The sequence below is a fragment of the Sulfitobacter sp. 1A12056 genome, from assembly GCF_043558125.1.
GTDB classification, from domain to species: Bacteria; Pseudomonadota; Alphaproteobacteria; order Rhodobacterales; family Rhodobacteraceae; genus Sulfitobacter; species Sulfitobacter faviae.
Window position 1 is genome coordinate 261,960 of sequence record NZ_JBIFFY010000002.1, and the last position, 18,994, is coordinate 280,953.

19 protein-coding genes are annotated in these 18,994 nt (G+C 63.3%); 4 read left to right on the forward strand and 15 right to left on the reverse strand.

The genetic code is table 11. The annotated features are described in order from the left end of the window. Positions 1–11: 11 nt before the first annotated feature. The 13 genes from ACGYLD_RS05630 to ACGYLD_RS05690 all read right to left on the reverse strand — a co-directional run bounded on the left by ACGYLD_RS05630 (position 12) and on the right by ACGYLD_RS05690 (position 13,345). Positions 12–971, reverse strand: a complete 960-nt coding sequence (locus ACGYLD_RS05630; protein ID WP_394401586.1) for an ABC transporter ATP-binding protein — start codon at positions 969–971, stop codon at positions 12–14. Continuing rightward, positions 968–1,945 (reverse strand): ABC transporter ATP-binding protein, encoded by a 978-nt coding sequence (locus tag ACGYLD_RS05635; RefSeq protein ID WP_394401589.1) that lies wholly within the window; start codon positions 1,943–1,945, stop codon positions 968–970. The genes ACGYLD_RS05630 and ACGYLD_RS05635 overlap by 4 nt, the downstream gene beginning before the upstream one ends. Before the next feature lie 3 nt (positions 1,946–1,948). Next, positions 1,949–2,854: an ABC transporter permease subunit gene (locus ACGYLD_RS05640; RefSeq protein ID WP_394401592.1), complete on the reverse strand. Its 906-nt coding sequence runs from the start codon at positions 2,852–2,854 to the stop codon at positions 1,949–1,951. After that, entirely contained in the window at positions 2,854–3,861 is a 1,008-nt protein-coding gene (locus ACGYLD_RS05645) for an ABC transporter permease subunit (RefSeq protein WP_394401595.1), read from the reverse strand. The genes ACGYLD_RS05640 and ACGYLD_RS05645 overlap by 1 nt, the downstream gene beginning before the upstream one ends. Next, a complete protein-coding gene (locus tag ACGYLD_RS05650) occupies positions 3,855–4,964 on the reverse strand; it encodes a Xaa-Pro peptidase family protein (RefSeq protein ID WP_168612860.1) in 1,110 nt (369 codons plus the stop codon). Before ACGYLD_RS05650 ends, ACGYLD_RS05645 begins: the two co-directional genes overlap by 7 nt. Before the next feature lie 78 nt (positions 4,965–5,042). Continuing rightward, complete coding sequence (locus tag ACGYLD_RS05655; protein ID WP_067262570.1) at positions 5,043–6,635, reverse strand: ABC transporter substrate-binding protein; 1,593 nt, start codon at positions 6,633–6,635, stop codon at positions 5,043–5,045. A gap of 64 nt (positions 6,636–6,699) precedes the next feature. Beyond that, positions 6,700–7,290 carry a helix-turn-helix domain-containing protein gene (locus ACGYLD_RS05660; RefSeq protein WP_394402040.1) on the reverse strand — a complete coding sequence of 197 codons (591 nt, stop codon included), beginning with the start codon at positions 7,288–7,290 and terminating at the stop codon, positions 6,700–6,702. A gap of 202 nt (positions 7,291–7,492) precedes the next feature. Further along, on the reverse strand, positions 7,493–8,299 hold the full coding sequence (locus tag ACGYLD_RS05665) for a metallophosphoesterase (RefSeq protein WP_271692597.1): 807 nt from the start codon (positions 8,297–8,299) through the stop codon (positions 7,493–7,495). Beyond that, a complete protein-coding gene (locus ACGYLD_RS05670; protein WP_271692598.1) occupies positions 8,296–9,084 on the reverse strand; it encodes an ATP-binding cassette domain-containing protein in 789 nt (262 codons plus the stop codon). Before ACGYLD_RS05670 ends, ACGYLD_RS05665 begins: the two co-directional genes overlap by 4 nt. Then, positions 9,077–10,051 (reverse strand): ABC transporter ATP-binding protein, encoded by a 975-nt coding sequence (locus ACGYLD_RS05675; RefSeq protein WP_271692599.1) that lies wholly within the window; start codon positions 10,049–10,051, stop codon positions 9,077–9,079. Before ACGYLD_RS05675 ends, ACGYLD_RS05670 begins: the two co-directional genes overlap by 8 nt. Then, on the reverse strand, positions 10,048–10,866 hold the full coding sequence (locus ACGYLD_RS05680; RefSeq protein WP_271692600.1) for an ABC transporter permease: 819 nt from the start codon (positions 10,864–10,866) through the stop codon (positions 10,048–10,050). The genes ACGYLD_RS05675 and ACGYLD_RS05680 overlap by 4 nt, the downstream gene beginning before the upstream one ends. Continuing rightward, positions 10,863–11,807: an ABC transporter permease gene (locus ACGYLD_RS05685; protein ID WP_271692601.1), complete on the reverse strand. Its 945-nt coding sequence runs from the start codon at positions 11,805–11,807 to the stop codon at positions 10,863–10,865. The genes ACGYLD_RS05680 and ACGYLD_RS05685 overlap by 4 nt, the downstream gene beginning before the upstream one ends. Before the next feature lie 50 nt (positions 11,808–11,857). Continuing rightward, the gene (locus ACGYLD_RS05690; protein WP_271692602.1) at positions 11,858–13,345 is read right to left on the reverse strand and encodes an ABC transporter substrate-binding protein; all 1,488 of its coding nucleotides are present in this window, start codon (positions 13,343–13,345) and stop codon (positions 11,858–11,860) included. Between the two features lie 235 nt (positions 13,346–13,580). On the opposite strand from ACGYLD_RS05690, the gene ACGYLD_RS05695 reads away from it, so the two are divergent. After that, positions 13,581–14,711: an FAD-binding oxidoreductase gene (locus ACGYLD_RS05695; protein WP_271692603.1), complete on the forward strand. Its 1,131-nt coding sequence runs from the start codon at positions 13,581–13,583 to the stop codon at positions 14,709–14,711. Here the strand turns inward: ACGYLD_RS05695 and rlmN are convergent. Beyond that, the gene (rlmN, locus tag ACGYLD_RS05700; RefSeq protein WP_271692604.1) at positions 14,708–15,889 is read right to left on the reverse strand and encodes a 23S rRNA (adenine(2503)-C(2))-methyltransferase RlmN; all 1,182 of its coding nucleotides are present in this window, start codon (positions 15,887–15,889) and stop codon (positions 14,708–14,710) included. The two genes, ACGYLD_RS05695 and rlmN, sit on opposite strands and share 4 nt — an antisense overlap. Before the next feature lie 89 nt (positions 15,890–15,978). Continuing rightward, a complete protein-coding gene (locus tag ACGYLD_RS05705; RefSeq protein ID WP_271692605.1) occupies positions 15,979–16,479 on the reverse strand; it encodes a MarR family winged helix-turn-helix transcriptional regulator in 501 nt (166 codons plus the stop codon). A 235-nt stretch (positions 16,480–16,714) separates the two neighbouring features. Between ACGYLD_RS05705 and ectA the strand changes: the two genes are divergently transcribed. From ectA to ACGYLD_RS05720, 3 genes are read left to right on the forward strand one after another with little or no spacing between them, the layout of a single operon-like run. Further along, positions 16,715–17,248, forward strand: coding sequence for a diaminobutyrate acetyltransferase (gene ectA / locus ACGYLD_RS05710; RefSeq protein WP_394401604.1), 534 nt, complete (start codon positions 16,715–16,717; stop codon positions 17,246–17,248). A 54-nt stretch (positions 17,249–17,302) separates the two neighbouring features. After that, positions 17,303–18,595, forward strand: a complete 1,293-nt coding sequence (gene ectB / locus ACGYLD_RS05715; RefSeq protein WP_271692607.1) for a diaminobutyrate--2-oxoglutarate transaminase — start codon at positions 17,303–17,305, stop codon at positions 18,593–18,595. Between the two features lie 5 nt (positions 18,596–18,600). Next, positions 18,601–18,993 carry an ectoine synthase gene (locus tag ACGYLD_RS05720; protein ID WP_271692608.1) on the forward strand — a complete coding sequence of 131 codons (393 nt, stop codon included), beginning with the start codon at positions 18,601–18,603 and terminating at the stop codon, positions 18,991–18,993. The last annotated feature ends 1 nt before the right edge of the window (position 18,994 follow it).

Genomic DNA, 18,994 nt, shown 5'->3' on the forward strand with positions numbered 1-18,994 from the left:
CCGCGCCCGCCTCATTCGTCGACGGGGAAGTAGCAAGCCGCCGGATGCGGTGCGCCCTCCAACGGGGGGCGCTCTTTCCGGCAGACGTCCTGCACCTTCCAGCAGCGCGGCGCAAAGGGGCAGCCCTTGGGGATCGCCAGTGGGGAGGGCAGCTCGCCCTGCAACTTGATCCGCTCCTTACCGCCCTCGGGGTCGGCCCGCGGCGTGGCCGACAGAAGGGCCGCCGTATAGGGATGGCGCGGATTGTCGAAAACCTCGTCCTTCGGCCCCTTTTCCACCGCGCGGCCGAGATACATGACGATCACGTCATCGGCCACGTGGCGCACGACCGACAGGTCGTGGCTGATGAAGAGATAGGCCAGATCCATCTTCTCCTGCAGGTCCACCAGCAGGTTCAGGATCGCCGATTGGATCGACAGGTCGAGCGCGGAGACAGGCTCGTCCAGCACCAGCACCTTGGGGTCAAGCATCAGCGCGCGGGCCACCGCGATGCGCTGGCGCTGCCCGCCCGAGAACATATGCGGGTAGCGGTCGTAATGCTCGGGCCGCAGGCCGACGAGCCGCAGCATCTCGCGCGCCTTCTCTTCCCGCTGCTTCTTCGACATGTCCTTGCGGTTGATGACCAGCGGCTCCTGCAGGATCGTCCCGATCTGCTGGCGCGGGTTGAGCGAGCCGTAAGGGTCCTGAAAGACGATCTGCACATGCTGGCGCAGGTCGGCCCAATCCTCGGGCCGCACCGGTTTGCCATCGAGCGTCAGCGAGCCTGCGGTCGGCTCCTCGATCATCGTGACCATGCGCGCCAGCGTGGACTTGCCGCAGCCGCTTTCACCCACCACCGCCAGCGTCTTGCCGGGGTGCAGTTCGAAATCGAGACCCGCGACGGCCTTGAGCGTCTGGGTCTTGCGCAGGAAGCCGCCACCAACCTGATAGTGACGCTGCAGCGCGTCGGCGGTCATTACAGGGGCAGTCATGACGCGACCCTTTCATTGGTGTTGAGCGGATAGAAGCAACGCGCCTTGCCGAGGTCTTCGCCCAAGGGCGGCGGGTTCTCGGCGCGGCATTTGTCGTTGGCGAACTTGCAGCGCGGCGAGAAGAGGCACCCCGCGGGCCGGTCGAACTGGCCGGGCACCACGCCGGGGATCGTCGGCAGGCGTTTCTCGGTCGCGCGCTCGGGCAGCGCGTCCAGCAGCGCCGCCGTATAGGGATGGTGCGGTTCGCGGAAGAGCGGCAGCACCTGCTGCTCCTCAATCTTCTGACCGGCATATTGCACCGATACCCGCTCGGCGGTTTCGGCGACCACGCCCATGTCATGGGTGATCAGCACCAGCCCCATGCCGGTCTCGTCGCGCAGCGAGGTTAGCAGATCGAGGATCTGCGCCTGAATGGTCACGTCGAGCGCGGTCGTCGGCTCATCCGCGATCAGCAGCTTCGGCTTGCAGGCAATCGCCATGGCGATCATCACGCGCTGGTTCATCCCGCCCGACATCTGGTGCGGAAAGACCGAGAGGCGCTTTTCCGGGTCCGGAATGCCGACCTGTTCAAACAGTTCAATCGCCCGCTTGTGCCGCTCGGCCCGGTTCAGGCCCAGATGCACGCGCAGGGATTCCTTGATCTGCCAGCCCACCGGGAAACAAGGGTTGAGCGAGGACATCGGCTCTTGGAAGATCATCGCCAGATCATTGCCGACGATCTTGCGCCGGGCGCGTTTGTCCATTGTCAGCAGGTCGTGGCCATCAAAGGTCAGCTCATCGGCGGTGACAGTGGCGGTCCAGGGCAGCAGCCCCATCAGCGCCAGCATCGAGACCGATTTGCCCGAGCCGCTTTCGCCGACGATGGCGAGAATCTCGCCGGTGTCGACATCTTGGTCAACCGAGTCCACAGCGCGGAACTTGCCCGAGGCGGTGGCGAAATCGACCGAGAGGTTGCGGATACGCAATAGAGACATCAATCAGCTCCGCTTCAGTTTCGGATCGAGGGCGTCGCGCAGACCGTCGCCCATGAGGTTGATCGCCAGCACGGTGACGAGGATCGCAAGACCCGGGAAGGTCACGACCCACCATGCGCGCAGGATGAACTCGCGCGCTTCGGCCAGCATGGTGCCCCATTCGGGGGTCGGCGGCTGTGCGCCCATCCCGAGGAAGCCCAAGGCGGCGGCATCGAGGATCGCGGTCGAAAACGACAGCGCGGCCTGCACGATGATCGGCGCAAGGCAGTTCGGCAGCACGGTCACGACCATAAGCCGCAGCGTGCCTGCCCCCACGACGCGGGCCGATGTGACGTAGTCCTTCTGGCGCTCAGAGATCACGCTCGCCCGGGTCAGGCGCACGTAATGCGGCTGTAGCACGATGGCGATGGCGATCATCGCGTTGGTGAGGGACGGCCCGAGGATCGCCACCAGCACCAACGCCAGCAAGAGCGACGGGAAGGCAAGGATGATGTCCATGATCCGCATGATGATCGTATCGACCCACTTGGGCGCGAAGCCCGAAATGAGACCGATGATGATCCCGCCCGAGGCGGCGATGGTCACCACCACGATGCCCACGAAGAAGGAATAGCGCGCGCCGACGATCAGCCGCGAGAGCATGTCCCGGCCCAGAGGATCGGTGCCGAGGATGTGGCTCCAAGTGCCGCCCTCCTGCCAGACCGGCGGCTGAAGGGTTGCAGCGCGGAACTGTTGGGTGGCGTCATGCGGCGCGATCCACGGGCCAAAGATTGCCAGAAAGGCGAAGACGGCAAAGATCCACAGACCAATCACGGCGCCACGGTTTTCGCGGAAATAGAACCAGAATTCGCGCAAGCGGCCGGGGCGGTCGTGCACCATTTCGGCTTCGGCAGAGAGTGCGTCGTCCATTAGCGTTTCCTGATCTTGGGGTTGATGATGCCGTAGAGCATGTCGACGGTGAGGTTCACGACCATGACCATGACGGCGATGAGCAGAAGGCCACCCTGAACCACCGGGTAGTCGCGGCGGAAGATGCTATCGACCATCCACTTGCCGATGCCCGGCCAGCTAAAGATGGTCTCGGTCAGGATAGCGCCCGCCAGCAGCGTGCCGACCGACAGACCGATCACGGTGATGACGGGGATAAGCGCGTTGCGCAGAGCGTGGATGCCGTTGATCCGGCCCGAGGACATGCCCTTGGCGCGCGCGGTACGGATGTAGTCTTCGCCCAGCACTTCTAGCATGGCCGAGCGGGTCTGCCGCGCGATCACCGCCAGCGGGATGGTGCCCAGCACGATGGTCGGCAGCAACAGGTGCCGCAGGGCCGAGAGGAACGCCCCGTCCTGCCCCGAGGCAATGCTGTCGATCAACATGAAGCCGGTGGCGTTGGGGAAATAGTAAAGAAGGTCGATCCGGCCCGAGACCGGGGTCCAGCCCAAGTTGCCGGAAAAGACGATGATCAGCAGCAGCGCCCACCAGAAGATCGGCATCGAATAGCCCACCAGCGCGGTCGACATCAGCGCCCGGTCAAAGAACTTGCCCCGGTTCACCGCCGCGATCACCCCTGCGGGCAGGCCCAAGGCCACGGCGAAGATCATCGCACAGAGCGACAGCTCAAGCGTGGCGGGGAAAAGCGAGAAGAACTCATCCCAGACGGGGCGTTTGGTCACGAAAGACGTGCCCAAGTCCCCCTGTATCACGCCGGTGAAGTAATCCCAGAACTGCACGTAGATCGGCCGGTCAAAGCCGAACTGCTGTTGCAGCTCCAGATAGCGTTCTTCGGAAATGCCGCGCTCACCGGCCATGACGACGATCGGGTCGCCGGGCAGCAAGCGGATGAAGGCGAATGATATCAGCGTGACGCCGATAAAGGTGGGGATGAAGGTCGCAAGGCGCGACAAGACATATTTCAGCACGGGAGCACCATCAGTTCCTTCGGAAAGTTGGTCAGGGATTTGTAGCCATCTTCGGTAATCAGCACGTCATCTTCGATGCGCACCCCAAAGTTGCCGATCTCATAGAGACCGGGTTCGTTGGTGTACACCGTTCCGGCGGGTAAAGTCATGTGGTTGCCGCGCATGATATAAGGCGCTTCATGCACATCGCGGCCCAGACCGTGGCCGGTCTTGGTGCGGATGCGGTCGGCAAAAGGAGAGGCTTCGAGCACCCCGGTCACCACATCGTCGATCTCATGCGCGGTGACGCCTGCGCGGGTGGCCTCCAGCCCGGCAAGGTTGGCGCGCAGCACGGTGTCGTACACGGCGCGCCCCTCGTCGCTGACATGGGTAAGGAAAACGGTGCGGGTGATGTCGGCGGCAAAGCCGTCCTTCCGCGCGCCGAAGTCGATCAGCAGCGCATCGCCTGCTTTGACGCGGTAATCCTCACGCGCCTTGGCATGCGGGCGGGCCGAGCCGTCACCGGCGGCGACGATCGGGGCGAAGGACAGATCGTCGGCCCCTTCGGCAAAGACCATCTGCACCAGTTTCTGCTCGATCTCTTTCTCGGTCTGGCCGAGCTTCACGCTATCCAGCGTGGCGCGCAGGGCGCGTTCGGAAATGTCGATGGCTTTTTGCAGGGCTGCGACCTCGGCCTCGGTCTTGATCATGCGGGGGGCGGAGATCTCACGCTCGGCGTCGATGATCCGCAAATCGGGCTGCGCTTTCTTCAGCGCGTGATGCACGAAGACGCGCATCACTTGGCCTTCAACGGCGAGCGAGGTGATGTTCAAATGTTGCATCAGCGCGGCGAAGGCATCGTCATAGCCCGTCTGGTCGCGCCAATCGAAAACGGCCCCGTCGAAACCGACCAACTCCCAACTGCCCAGTTCAAGGTTCGGCACCAAGGCGGCGGCGGGGCCGCGGGCGGGGATCACCAGAACAAAGGGGCGTTCGTGGCTCATGAAGGCATGGTCGACGGCGCGGGTGAAATTCGGGCCGGGCACCAGCGCCACGGCATCGACCGATAGGTCGGCGGCGATATCGGCATAGGCCGACAGGCGATCATTCAGCGAAGGGGACATGGGCTGGCTTTCGGGCTGGCGAGGTTAATAAAATGGGGACGGCACAGGATGCCGCCCCCTTTGGTCAAAGCGGCAGTGTTACTGCTTCAGGCCAACTTGGTTGAAGATGTGGCCACCCAGCGGGTGCACGACATAGTTCTCAACCTCAGGGCGCATGGTCATGTAGACGACCGAATGCGCGATGGTGGCCCAAGGCGCTTGGTCCTTGAAGATTTCCTGCGCTTCTTCGTAAAGCGGCGCACGCTCTTCTTGGGTCGGCAGAACCTTGGCTTTCTGGATCAGCGCGTCGAATTCCTCGTTGCACCACTGGGCGCGGTTGGATTTCTCGACACCGTCACAGCCCAGCAGAACCGCGAGGAAGTTGTCTGGGTCGCCGTTGTCACCGGTCCAACCCAGCAGCACCGCGCCATCACGGTCCTTGGACTTGGAACGCTCCAGATACTCACCCCATTCGTAGGAGACGATTTCGACATCGACGCCAACCTTGGAGAAGTCTTCCTGCATCAGCTCGGCCATACGGCGGGCATTGGGGTTGTAGGGACGCTGAACCGGCATCGCCCAGATCTTCATTGACAGATCGCTGACGCCCTCTTCCTCGAGCATCGCCTTGGCGGCCTCGGGGTCATAGTTGTCGTCTTCGATGGCGTCGTTGTAGGACCACATGGTCGGCGGCAGCGGGTTCTTGGCGATTTCGCCGGAGCCTTGGAACACCACGTCGATGATCGCCTGCTTGTCGATCGCCATGTTCAGGGCCTTGCGGACCTTGGCGTTGTCGAAGGGCGCGACCTGCGTGTTATAGGCCAGATAGCCCACGTTCAGACCTTCTTGCTCCATCACGACGATGTCTTCGGCGTCTTTCATCGCCTGAACATCAGCCGGGTTCGGATATGCCATCACGTGGCACTCACCCGCCTGCACCTTCTGGTAGCGCACGGAGGCGTCAGGCGTGATCGCGAAGATCAGGCTTTCAACCTTGGCCGCATCGCCCCAGTAGTCGTCGTTACGCAGGTAACGGATGACCGCGTCTTTCTGATAAGCTTGGAATTTGAACGGGCCAGTGCCGATGGGCGCTTGGTTCACCATTTCAGGTGTGCCCGCTTCCATCATCGCGTCAGCATATTCCTTGGACACGATCGAAGCGAAGTCCATCGCCATATTCGCGATGAAGGGCGCTTCGGGACGGGTCAGGTTGAAGGCCACGGTGTAGTCGTCGACCTTCTCGATGCTTTCGATCAGATCGGGCATGGACATGCCGCCGTAGTATTCCCATGTGCCGCCCGAGACGGTGTGATAGGGGTTTTCTTCGTTGCCCTGACGGTCAAAGCTGAAGATCACGTCGTCGGCGTTGAAATCGCGTGTCGGCGTGAACTGGTCGTTGGAGTGGAATTTCACACCTTTGCGCAGCTTGAAGGTCACGGTCATGCCGTCTTCGCTAACTTCCCAGCTTTCGGCCAGCGCGGGCACGACTTCGGTCGTGCCGACTTTGAACTCAGCCAGACGGTTGTAGATCGGGTGGCTGGAGGCGTCGAATGTGGTGCCGGCTGTGTACAGCGCGGGGTCAAAACCCTCGGGCGAGCCTTCGGAGCAATAGACCAGCGATTGGGCCGATACCGCCGAGGCTCCAAGGGCCGCCAGCATGGCACCGGTGGCCAATTTCGTTGTAAAAGACATAATATTCTCTCTCCTGGTTGGTTTGTTTCTTGGCAACGGGGTATCCGCCGCAGGTGATACGCCCTTACGGGCGAGACGACGCGAATGCGGTGGCGACTGCCCCTTCATTCGGACGTATTCTATTGGCGCCAGCAGCCTGTTCATATTGCATCCGCCCGACCCAAAGCACGCGGGCGGGCTTGTCGGTCTTGTTGGACCACGAATGCGGGCTGCTGCCGAGGTAATGCAGGCTGTCGCCGGGCCGCATAATATGCTCCCCCCCATCGACGACCTGCGCGATCTCTCCCTCAAGGATATAGATCACCTCTTCGCCCTCATGTACGACCTCTTCCGAGGCATAGCCCGGCGGCACGTTCATGATGTAGGAGGACAGCTCATGGCCCGGGAAATCCGCACCGATCTTTTCATATTCGATGGATGAGCCCGAAACGGCAAAGCGCGGACGCTCAGCCGCGCGGGTCAGGCTGTCTTGGGTCTTGGGCGTATGGATGAAAAAACTGACATCGACCTGAAGCGCCACCGCGATCTGCGACAGGGTGCCCAGCGAAGGCGTGGCCCGGCCCCGCTCCACCTGGCTCAGATACCCGACCGACACGCCAGAGGCTTCGCCCAACTGCTGTAAAGTCAGGGACAAACGATGACGTTGCTTGCGCATACGCGCGCCAAGCGTCGATACACTGTCGCCATTGGCAGTCAGCAAATTCACCCTCCCCGTGAACAGCGGCCCGATCTCATGCCGGGTATAGCCTTTTCATGTCTCGCTGTGTGAAATTAAAAAGGTTGAGGGTCAACAATAATTTTTTTACTGCACCGCGGCGCAGGGCGCGAGGCTGCGGCCAGCGGGGGTGGATGTCATTCTACTCAAAGGATTTTAGCTGCGCGCGGTCGATCCGCGCCAGTTCAGACGCCGTCGGGTCAAGCGGGGCAAAGGAAACACTCAGCCCGCTGGGATGCCATTCGCAAATGCCGAATCCGGTTCCCTCCATGATACGCAGATCGCGGGTTTCGGTCAGATCGACAGTGGAGTGCAGCCCGTTGGAAATCACCACCGGAATGCCGTGCCAATGGCTCACCCGGTTCACATGCACATGGCCCGAGAGGATGCCCGCCACGCGCTGCCCCTTCAACACCTCGGCCAAACGCGCACTGCTCGCTGCGTCCAGACTGCCCCATGCGAGGGCCGCGGGATCAATGCGCGGCGGGTGGTGGATCACCAAGAGTTTCGCCAGATCGCCATGACGCTCAAGCGCGGCTTCCAGAAACTCGAACTGCGCGTCGTCCAGCGCCCCGGCCACCTTGCCCGGCACGCTGCTGTCCAACGTGATGACATGCAGATCGCCCTGCGGCGCGTCGTGGAAATAGGGCGCATCGGCCAGCCCCGGCGCAAAGACCGCGTTGAACCCATCGCGTTTGTCATGGTTGCCGAGGGCCATGACCAGCGGCGCTTTCAGCGGTTCCATGATCTCGCGCACAAGCTCATAGCTTTGCTGGTCGCCATGGTTGGTCAGATCGCCACTGGCCACCACGAAATCGGGCTGAGGTTCCATCGCGTTGATCACATCCACCGCGCGGCGCAGGGTGGCGGGCGTGTCGCTGTGCAGATGCGGGTCGTTCAGATCGGGATGCGAGATATGCAGGTCGGTCAGGTGGACGAAACGGGTCATGGGCGTACTCCTGCGGCTGTCAGCAGGGTTTTCGTATAAGGGTGCTCGGGGCTGCGCAACACATCTGCCGCCGCACCGCTTTCCAAGGTCTTGCCATGCTGCAGCACCAGCACCCGGTCGCAGATCGATCCGACCACCGCAAGGTCGTGGCTGATAAAGACCATGCCGAGGCCCAGATCATCCTGCAGGTCCATCAGAAGGTTGAGAATTTGCGCCTGAACCGAGACATCAAGGGCCGAGACCGCCTCATCCGCGACCAGAAGCGCGGGGCGGGTGACGATGGCCCGCGCGATGGCGATGCGCTGGCGCTGCCCGCCCGAGAACTCATGCGGATATTTGCCCGCATCGGCGGCATGCAGCCCGACCTGCTCCAAGGCTTCGGCGATGCGGCGAGGGATATCCTCGGTCTCACCATTGGCGCGCAGCGGCTCGGAGATGGACCAGCCGACACGGCGGCGCGGGTTGAGCGAGCCGAAAGGGTCTTGGAACACCATCTGAAAATCGCGCCGCAGGCTGCGTAGTTCTTGCCCCCCGAGCCCATGCAGATCGCGCCCCCTAAACAGCACCGCGCCCGCGTCCGGACGCTCAAACGCCATGATCAGCCGCGCCAATGTGGATTTGCCCGAACCGCTTTCCCCGACCACGCCCAAGGTCTCACCTGCGTGCAGCAAGAAGGAGGCGTTTTCCAAAGCCGTCAGCACCGGCGGGCCCCGCAGCAGACTTTGGCGCGGCAGTTTGTACCGGCGGGTCAGGTTGCGGACCTCTAAAAGCGGCGCGTCAGTCATGGCGCCCCTCCGTCAGCAGGTGACAGGCGGCGGCACGCCCCGCGTCGGTCTGCACAAAGTCTGGGCGCTGCGCGGCGCAATGAGGCAGCTCCACCGGGCAGCGCCCCGCAAAACGGCAGCCCTGCGGCAGCCCCTGCAGCGGCGGGACCGCGCCCGGAATGGTCGGCAGCCTGCGCCGTTTTCCTTGGGCATCCCGCCCCGCCACGCCCGGATCGGGCCGCGCGCCCAAGAGCCCCTTGGCATAGGGATGCGCAGGTGTGCCCAGCACCTCTGCCGTGCGGCCCTGCTCGACCATATCGCCCGCATACATCACCACGATGTCCTCGGTCGCCCGCGCCACAGCGGCGAGGTCATGGCTGATGAAAACCAGCGCCATCTGCCGCTCCCGCGCGAGCCGTTGCAGCAGGTCGGTGATCCGCAGCGCCACATTGGCGTCGAGCGCGGTTGTCGGCTCATCCGCGATCAGCAGCATCGGGTTGCAGGCCAGCGCCAGCGCAATCAGCACCCGCTGGCGCTGGCCGCCGGACATCTCATGCGGGAACTGCCGCAGGCGACGGTCGGGATCCGGAATGCCCACCTCTTCGAACAGGCTCAGGGCGCGGGCACGGGCAGCGCTGCGTGTCAGCCCGTCATGCAGCAACATCGGCTCCATCACCGTGTCGCCCACCCGACGCAGCGGATTGAGCGCCGCCATCGGTTCTTGAAACACCATCGCCACGCGGCGGCTGCGCAGCCTCTGCCAATCGCGCTCAGATGCGTCGGCCATGTCCTGCCCGTCGATGCGTAGCTGTCCGGTCAACCGCGCGCTTTCGGGGGCCATGCCCATCAGACAGAGCGCCAGCAGCGTCTTGCCCGAACCGCTTTCGCCGACGACCCCCAAACGGTCGCCGCGCTCGATCACCAGATTGGCGTCGCGCAGGGCGACGGCAGTGCCGAAATGGATCGAAAGATTGCTAAGCTCTATCATCGCGCGCGCACCAGTCGGGGATCGGTGATGTCGCGCAGCCCGTCGCCCAGCAGGCCAAAGCCCAGCACGGCCACGACGATGCACAGCCCCGGATAGATCGCCAGTTGCGGGGCGAGGTACATCAGCGTCTGAGCCTCCGACAGCATCCGCCCCCAGCTCGAGGCGGGCGGCTGCGCCCCGAGGCCGAGATAGCTCAGCGCTGCTTCGGCGAGGATCGCCACGGCGAACTCGATGGTGGCCTGCACGATCACCGCCGCGGCGACGTTGGGCAGGATGTGGTCGCGGCTGATCGCGAAGCGCCCGCGCCCGGCGGCCCGCGCAGCGGCGACATAATCGCGCGTCCATATCTGGTTCGCCGAGGCGCGGGTGACGCGGGCGAAAATGGGAATGTTGATGAAGGAGATCGCCAACACCGCATTGGTCAGCGACGGCCCGAAGACTGCCGCCAGCATGATCGCGAACAACAGCGCCGGAAAGGCAAAGCCCAAGTCGGCGAGCCGCATCACCGCATCCTCGACCCAGCCGCCAAGCGCGGAGGCCAGAAGCCCCAGCCCCACGCCGATGCTGCCGCCCAAGAGCACCGCCACCAGCGCCACGGTCATTGAGTTGCGCGCCGCCGCCATCAATTGCGCCACCACGTCGCGGCCCAGTTGATCGGTGCCCAGCCAATGCTCCGTAGACGGTGGGGCGAACTTGGTGCCGATCGACATCGCCTGCGGGTCATGCGGGGCCCAGACGAGCGACAGCGCCGCCACCCCGACGACGAGGCTGACCAGCAGTGCCCCCAGCAGGAAATTCGCCGGAAGCCGCTTCATGCCCGCGCCTTCAGCCGGGGGTCGATGACCACGTAAAGCAGGTCGACCACGAAATTCGCCGTCACCACGATGGCGGCGAAAAGCATCACCAGCGCCTGCACCGTGGGCAGGTCACGGTTGGCGATGGACTGAAAAATCAGCCGCCCCAGCCCCGGCAGGTAAAAGACGTTCTCAATCACGATGGTGCCGGTGACCAACGCGGCGAATTGCATGCCCACGATGGTCACGATCGGCACCAGCGCATTGGGCAGCACATGCCGCCAAAGCACCCGCCGCCGCGACAACCCACTGGCCCGCGCGGTGCGCACGAAGTCCTGCCGCATGACCTCCAGCGCCGAGGAGCGCGTGACCCGCGCCAGCACCGCCGATTGCACCAGCGCCAGCGCCACCGTGGGCAGGATGAGCGACCGCAGCGCCGCGCCCGGATCGTCCCAGCCCGCAAAGCCCCCGGGCGGCAGCCAGCGCAGCTTCACGGCAAAGAGCATCACCAGCAGGATCGACAGCCAGAAGGCGGGCACCGCGATGCCGAGCTGGCTCAGAAACATCACCCCCCAGTCGCCCGCGCGCCCATGCTGCGCCGCCGCCGTGATGCCAAGGCCCAGCGCCAGCACCAGCGTTACAAGCATCCCCGCCACGGCGAGAGAGATCGTCATCGGCAGTCGTTCGGCAATGAGCTCCGAGACCGGTACGCGGAAGGAATGGCTGAGGCCAAAGTCCCCCTGCACCGCGTTCCAGACCCACGAAACATAGCGGGTCACCAGCGGCTCGTTCAGCCCCAGCTGTTCGCGCAGTGCCGCGATGGCATCCTCGCTCGCGTCCATGCCAAGGATGGTCAGCGCCGGATCGCCCGGCAGCACGTTCATCACGGCAAAGACGACGAGCGAGACGGCGAGCAGGGTCAGCACGAAACCGAGCGTGCGGCGGAAGAGGAAATAGGCCACGAAGTCAGGTCCAAGAGCCGCGGTGCCGGGGGCACCGCGGCCGTTTCAGGTCAGTCGGCGATGCGCACGTTCTTCAGCGGCATGTAGAGCACGGGCGAGGAGGACCAGTAGCCTTCGACCTCCTGACGGAAGACGCCCAAAAGAGGCAGCTGGAACAGGAAGCCATGCACCGACTGGTCGGACAGCATCTGCTGGCCCTGCTTGAGCAGTTCATTGCGCGCCTCGGCGTCGACCTCAGTTTGGATCTTCTCCCAAAGCGCGGTCATCTCGGCATTGTCGTAGCCGTAGAAGTAGTCCGGGCCGCGGGCGAAGTTGCCCATGTCGTTGGGGCTCGTGTGGGCGATGATGGTCATGTCGTAGTTCTTCTTCTTGTAGACCTCATCGATCCAGAAGCCCCATTCGACATTCTCGACCTTAGCGTCGATCCCGGCCTCCGACAGCTGGTTCTGGATGATTTCGGCCGAGCGAGTGGCGTAAGGGAACGGCGGCACGCGCAGGGTCATGGTGGCCCCCGCGACCCCCGCCGCCTCGAACATCTCCTCGGCCTTGGCGCTGTCATGCGGATAGGCGTCCGTCAGGTCGACATAGGCGGTGCCATGCGGCGGGTAGAAGCTACCGATCGGCACGGCCTGGCCATACATCGCGCCCTCGATGATCTCGTCACGGTCGATGGCGGTGGCCACGGCGCGGCGCACCTCGACGTTGTCAAAGGGCGGCTTGGCGTTGTTCATGGCGAGGATCACTTCGCCCTCAGTCGAGCCGACGTTGACGCGGAAGCGCGGGTCGGCCTCGAACTGCGGCAGCAGTTCCGGCGCGGGGAAGCCGGGGAAAGCGTCGAGCTCTTCGGCCATCATCGCCGCAGTGGCGGCTGCGGGGTCGGAGATAAAGCGGAAGACCACCTTGTCGAGCGCCACGTCATCCGCATCGCGGTGATCGGGGTTCTTGACCAGCGTCAGCCGGTCGCCGCGAGTCCAACTGTCGAACTTGAAGGGGCCGGAGCCCACCGGATTGGCGTTGTTGGTCTCCACGCTTTCCGAAGCCACGATGGCGCTGTCACCCTGCCCCATGTTGAACAGGAAGAAGGCATCCTTGTTCGTGAGCGTGATCTCGACCGTTTGGGGATCCACGGCCTTGACGCTTTCGATCGGCTCGAAAATGTCCTTCGACGGGTTCACGCTGTCTTCACCCATGGCGCGGTCGAAGGAATAGACTACATCGTCGGCGTCGAGCGTGCTGCCGTCGTGGAAGGTCACGCCTTCGGCCAGTGTGAAGGTATAGGTCAGCCCGTCTTCCGACACCTCCCAAGACGTCGCGAGATTGGGTTGCACTTCCCCGTTCTCGGCCACGATGGTCAGCGATTCGAAGACGTTCTGCGTCATCATGCTGTCGATGGAGGCGGTGGCATCCGCCGTGGGATCGAGCGACGTGGGCTCCTGCTGCATGCCGAGAACAAGCTCGGCAGCGGCGGAAGCCGAGGCCATCAGGCCAAAGGCCAGCGTCAGCGCGGGAAGGGTTCTGGAAAGGGTCGGTTCGGACATGGGGCAGCACTCCTGTGGGTCGGGGCGCGTTCGGCATCACCGCATGCGCCCTTTGTGACAGACTGCGCCGGGCGGGGCGTTCGGTCAACGGCTTTGCCGCGCCGGGCGAAAATTTCATGCAATTGCAACAATATGGCGGATTCATCCGATTGCCCGCAGGGGCAGAGGCGGACCGCGCTTCGGCCCTTTTGCCCCGCCGCGGGCGGTGCTAGCCTCTGCGCAGAGAGGGCAGAGTATGAACAATTCAACGACAGGTTTCGATTGCATCGTGATCGGTGCGGGCATTGCGGGCGCCTCTGTCGCCGCTGAACTGTCCAGCGACCGCCGGGTGCTGCTGCTGGAGCGCGAAAGCCAGCCGGGCTATCACACCACGGGCCGCTCTGCCGCGCTGTTTACGGTGACCTATGGACCTGAGGTGATCCGCGCCCTCTCTCGTGCCTCTGCCGCGTTCTTTCACGACCCTGCCAGCCCGCATCTGGCGCATCCGCTGCTGGAACCCCGCGGCGCGGTCTTCGTCGCGCGGCAGGACCAGCAGACATCGCTCGCCCGCACCGCCGAGGAGTTGGGCCCCCATGTCACCCCGCTGAGCGGGGCCGAGGTGGCTACGCTCGTGCCGCTGCTGCGCAAAGGCTATGCCACCGGCGGGCTGCGGGACGCTTCGGCGGCGGATATCGACGTGAACGGGCTGCATCAACATTACCTCAAGACCTTCCGCGTGGCGGGCGGCGTTTTGCAAACCAAGGCCGAGGTGCAGGCGCTTCGCAAAGAGGGTGACTGGCAGGTCGACACAAACCAAGGCACCTTCCACGCGCCGGTGATCGTCAATGCCGCAGGGGCTTGGGCGGATGAGATCGCCACGCTGGCCGGGTTAAAACCTGCGGGCCTCACCCCGAAACGCCGCACGGCGCTGACGGTGGCCCCGCCCGAGGGCATGGTGCCGGACCGTTGGCCGATGGTCGTGGATATTGACGAGCAGTTCTACCTCAAGGCCGATGCGGGCAAGCTGCTGATCTCTCCGGCTGACGCCACGCCCTCGCCCCCCTGCGACGCGCAGCCCGAGGAACTGGATATCGCGATCTGCATCGACCGGATCGAAACCGCCTTCGACCTCGAACGTCCGCGCATCGAAAGCCGCTGGGCCGGGCTGCGCAGCTTCCTGCCCGATGGCGATCCGGTGGCGGGCTATGATCCTGAGGGTGAGGGGTTCTTCTGGCTTGCTGGCCAAGGCGGCTATGGCATCCAGACCGCCCCGGCGCTCGCCCGCGCCGCGGCGGCATTGGTGCGAGGCGCGGAAATCCCCGGCGACATCGCCGCCGAGGGTGTTACTGAAGAAGCGCTTTCGCGGGACCGCGCCGGGCTGGTTTAACCGCCCAGACCCGCGTCCGCTTCGATCTGTTTGCGCGACTTGCGCGCGCGCTCGGTCGCCGACTTGAGCTGACCGCAGGCCGCCATGATGTCTTCGCCCCGCGGTGTGCGGATCGGCGAGGCATAGCCGGCCTGATAGATGATATTGGCGAAGGCCCGGATGCGGTTGTTCGACGACCGCTCATAGGGCGAGCCGGGCCACTCGTTGAAGGGGATCAGGTTGATCTTGGCCGGGATGCCCTCGATCAGCTTGACCAAGCGATGCGCGTCTTCGTCGCTGTCGTTCACGTCCTTGAGCATCACGTATTCAAAGGTGATCCGTTCGGAATTGCTCACCTTGGGATAGGCGCGCAGGGCTTCGAGCAGTGCCTCGATGTTCCAGCGCTTGTTGATCGGCACCAGCTTGTTGCGCACCTCGTCGGTGGTGGCATGGAAAGACACGGCCAACTGGCAGCCAATCTCGGCGGCGGTGCGGTGGATCTCGGGCACGACGCCCGAGGTCGAAAGCGTGATACGGCGGCGCGAAAGCTGGATGCCCTCGGCGTCCATGGCGATCTTCATCGCGTCGCGCACGTTCTCGAAGTTATAGAGCGGCTCACCCATGCCCATGAGCACGATGTTGCTCAGAAGCCGGGTCTCATCCTTGGGCGCACCGATTTCGGGCCATTCGCCCAGATCGTCGCGCGCCACCATGACTTGGCCGATGATCTCGCCCGCCGTGAGGTTGCGCACCAGTTTCTGGGTGCCGGTGTGGCAGAAGGAGCAGGTCAGCGTGCAGCCCACTTGGCTTGAGACGCAAAGCGTGCCGCGGCCCTCCTCGGGGATATAGACCACCTCGACCTCATGGCCGCCCGCGATCCGGACGAGGTACTTGCGGGTGCCGTCCTCACTCACTTTGCGGGTCACAACCTCGGGCACTTCGATCACGAATTTTTCAGCCAATTGAGCGCGGTACGCCTTGGCGAGGTTGGTCATGGAGTCGAAATCCCGCACCCCCCACTGGTAGATCCACTGCCAGATCTGACCCACGCGCATCTTCGCCTGTTTCTCGGGCGTGCCATTGGCGATCAACACGTCGCGCATGGCGTCACGGGTCAGACCGACAAGGTTGATCGGTCCCTCGGGCTGCTTGCGGGGGATGGTCATCACGTCTTGAGTGATGGGCGCGGAAGCGGACATTGCAAAGACTCACTGGCTAGGGATGGGTCTCTATATAGGGAATGGCGCAAATTGCAAAAGGGTTTGGCCCGGCGCGCGGGCTAGCCCGTTCAGTAAGCCTTCTTGGTGGTGCGCAATTCGCCGGTCGCCAGCACCGGGGCCGCATCAAGGTCGTCGACGTTCAGCATCGCCGCGACACGCTCGAGTGAGGAAACAAGCTGCGCCTGTTCCCAATCGGCCAGATCGGCAAAGGCGCGGACATAGCGTTGCTGCAACGCATCGGGGGCTTCCTCCAGCACATCTTCGCCCTGCTGGGTCAGCCTGATGTTGGTTTGCCGCCGATCCTGCGCCGAGGTCAGACGCGTCACGAGGCCCCGGGCCACGAGCTTGTCTACCAGCGCAGTCACCGTGGCCTGGCTCACCCCCATCTGGGTGGCGAGCATCTTGGCTGTCGGGTCCGTCTTCTCGCCCACGATCTGCAAGACCCGCAATTGCGCGGGCGTGACCCCTGCGGCCTGCGCGAGGTCACGGGCATAAAGTTCAGTGGCCCGCAGGATGCGGCGCAGGGCGATCAGGGATTCGTCGACCCGGTCGGGGTGTTTTTGCGTCATGGTGCATCCTCGCACATTGGGGGCATTTCCGGCAATCGGTGAAAACGGCTCGAAAACGCTTAGTACACCTAAGCGAAACAGGCAAACTTCATTCAAAAATCGAAACAAAAATGCACATCAGTATGGCTGCCAAACCACGCTATTAGCGTATTTTCAGGTATTTTGCTTTGATTGTTGAACTAATACCGCGGATGGCTTACTTAGCCTATCGAACAATCAAGGGAGCCCCGAACGGATGCAGAAGAAACTCGACATGACAAAAGCCCGCACACCCAAGTTGCGTAAGCCAGATGCCGAGGACGGAGCCGCGATCTGGCGGTTGATCCGCGACTGCAAGCCGCTCGACGAAAACTCGCTCTATGCGAACCTCATTCAGGCCGACCACTTCCGCGACACCTGCGTGGTGGCGGAACTGGACGGTGAGATCGTGGGCTGGATTTCCGGCCATATGATCCCGTCACAGGACGCCTTCTTTGTCTGGCAGGTCGCTGTCAGCGAGAAAGCCCGCGGGCTGGGACTGGGCAAGACGATGCTCCTTGAACTGGTCAACCGCGTAGAGACCGCGGACGCGAAAACCCTCAAGACCACGATCACCCGCGACAACGACGCCTCCTGGGGCCTGTTCCGCAGCTTTGCCAATACCGTGGGCGGCGAGCTTTCCGATGCGCCGCATTTCACCAAGGACGCCCATTTCGACGGCGCCCATGACACCGAGCATATGGTGACCATCACGCTGCCCAGCAGCGATGCGGTCAAGCGCGCGGCCTAAACCCCCTTCTGACAATCGACACGATGAATTCTCTCAAAGAGAAAGGATATCCCTATGCCTAAAGACATGGCACAGAACACGACCATCTTTACCCGCCGCGAGAGCGAAGCCCGCTCCTACTGCCGTGGCATGAACGCCGTTTTCACCCGCGCCAGCGGGTCGGAGATGTTCGACGCCGAGGGCAACCGCTACATCGACTTCCTCGCCGGTTGCTCTTCGTTGAACTACGGTCACAACGACCCGGACATGAAAGCCGCGCTGATCGAGCATATCACCAATGACGGCATCGCCCATGGCCTCGACTTCCACAGTGAGACGAAGGCCGCCTTCCTGACTGCCTATGAGGAAAAAATCCTCAAGCCGCGCGGCATGGACTACAAGGTCATGATGACCGGCCCGACCGGCACCAATGCCGTCGAAGCCGCGATCAAACTCGCGCGCAAGGTGACCGGCCGCAAGAACGTCATCTCCTTCACCAACGGCTTTCACGGCATGACCATGGGCGCGCTGGCGCTCACCGGCAACGCTGGCAAGCGCGGCGGCGCGGGCGGTGGATCGCTGGCGGATGTGACCCATATGCCGTTTGAGGGTTCGCTGGGCGAAAACGTCGACACGCTGGAGATGATCGACGCGATGCTGTCGAACCCGTCTTCGGGCATCGACGCCCCTGCGGCCTTTATCTTTGAGCCGATCCAGGGCGAAGGCGGTCTGAACGCGGCCTCCGACGCATGGATGCAGGGCATCGAGAAGATCGCCCGCAAACACGGCGCGCTGCTGATCATCGACGACATTCAGGCCGGCTGTGGCCGTTCGGGCAGCTTCTTCTCGTTCGAAGCATCCGGCATCAAGCCTGACATGATCACCCAAGCGAAATCGCTTTCCGGCTTCGGCCTGCCCTTCGCAGCCCTGCTGATCGCGCCGGAGCATGACATCTGGAAGCCAGCCGAGCACAACGGCACCTTCCGGGGCAACACCCATGCCTTCGTCACCGCCCGCGTCGCGATCGAAAAGTTCTGGTCCGATGACACCTTCGAAAAGTCGCTGGCCGAGAAGGCCGTGCTGCTGACCACCGCGCTTAAGGATGTGGCCGATCTGGTCGACGGCGCCACACTGAAAGGCCGCGGCCTGATGCAGGGCGTCGACGTCGGCTCGGGCGAGCTGGCCGGTGCCATCTGCGCGCGTGCCTATGAATTGGGCCTCGTGATCGAAACATCGGGCGCGAACGACGAGATCGTAAAATATCTTGCCCCGCTCACCACGCCGGAGAAGGTTATGCGCGAAGGCTTTGATATCCTTCTTCAAGCGACCCGCGATGTGACGGGCAACATGAAACTGGCAGCGGAGTAATACCGATGATTGTACGCGATTTTAACAAACTTCAGGGCACAGACCGTCACGTGGCGGATGCGAAATGGACCTCCACACGGATGCTTCTGGCTGATGACAAGATGGGGTTCTCTTTCCACATCACCGTTCTTGAGGCCGGGTCGGAACACACGTTCCACTACAAGCATCACTTCGAGAGCGTCTATTGCATGAAGGGCAAAGGCTCGATCACCGATCTCGCCACCGGGGAGACGCATGAGATCACCCCCGGCGTGATGTACGCCCTGAACCTGAACGACAAACACACCCTGCGCGCAGAGGAAGAACTGCACATGGCGTGCTGCTTCAACCCGCCGGTCACCGGCAACGAAGTGCACCGCGAAGATGGTTCCTATGCGCCTGCCGAGGAGGTCGCTTAAG

Excerpts from the sequence above, each read along its gene's own strand:
- ectA (WP_394401604.1), top strand. The coding sequence starts at position 16,715 with ATGCAGAAGAAACTCGACATGACAAAAGCCCGCACACCCAAGTTGCGT.
- ACGYLD_RS05650 (WP_168612860.1), bottom strand. The coding sequence starts at position 4,964 with ATGTCCCCTTCGCTGAATGATCGCCTGTCGGCCTATGCCGATATCGCC.
- ACGYLD_RS05635 (WP_394401589.1), bottom strand. The coding sequence starts at position 1,945 with ATGTCTCTATTGCGTATCCGCAACCTCTCGGTCGATTTCGCCACCGCC.
- ACGYLD_RS05705 (WP_271692605.1), bottom strand. The coding sequence starts at position 16,479 with ATGACGCAAAAACACCCCGACCGGGTCGACGAATCCCTGATCGCCCTG.
- ACGYLD_RS05695 (WP_271692603.1), top strand. The coding sequence starts at position 13,581 with ATGAACAATTCAACGACAGGTTTCGATTGCATCGTGATCGGTGCGGGC.
- ACGYLD_RS05675 (WP_271692599.1), bottom strand. The coding sequence starts at position 10,051 with ATGATAGAGCTTAGCAATCTTTCGATCCATTTCGGCACTGCCGTCGCC.
- ectB (WP_271692607.1), top strand. The coding sequence starts at position 17,303 with ATGCCTAAAGACATGGCACAGAACACGACCATCTTTACCCGCCGCGAG.
- ACGYLD_RS05630 (WP_394401586.1), bottom strand. The coding sequence starts at position 971 with ATGACTGCCCCTGTAATGACCGCCGACGCGCTGCAGCGTCACTATCAG.
- ACGYLD_RS05720 (WP_271692608.1), top strand. The coding sequence starts at position 18,601 with ATGATTGTACGCGATTTTAACAAACTTCAGGGCACAGACCGTCACGTG.
- ACGYLD_RS05655 (WP_067262570.1), bottom strand. The coding sequence starts at position 6,635 with ATGTCTTTTACAACGAAATTGGCCACCGGTGCCATGCTGGCGGCCCTT.
- ACGYLD_RS05665 (WP_271692597.1), bottom strand. The coding sequence starts at position 8,299 with ATGACCCGTTTCGTCCACCTGACCGACCTGCATATCTCGCATCCCGAT.
- rlmN (WP_271692604.1), bottom strand. The coding sequence starts at position 15,889 with ATGTCCGCTTCCGCGCCCATCACTCAAGACGTGATGACCATCCCCCGC.
- ACGYLD_RS05690 (WP_271692602.1), bottom strand. The coding sequence starts at position 13,345 with ATGTCCGAACCGACCCTTTCCAGAACCCTTCCCGCGCTGACGCTGGCC.
- ACGYLD_RS05660 (WP_394402040.1), bottom strand. The coding sequence starts at position 7,290 with ATGCGCAAGCAACGTCATCGTTTGTCCCTGACTTTACAGCAGTTGGGC.
- ACGYLD_RS05670 (WP_271692598.1), bottom strand. The coding sequence starts at position 9,084 with ATGACTGACGCGCCGCTTTTAGAGGTCCGCAACCTGACCCGCCGGTAC.
- ACGYLD_RS05680 (WP_271692600.1), bottom strand. The coding sequence starts at position 10,866 with ATGAAGCGGCTTCCGGCGAATTTCCTGCTGGGGGCACTGCTGGTCAGC.
- ACGYLD_RS05640 (WP_394401592.1), bottom strand. The coding sequence starts at position 2,854 with ATGGACGACGCACTCTCTGCCGAAGCCGAAATGGTGCACGACCGCCCC.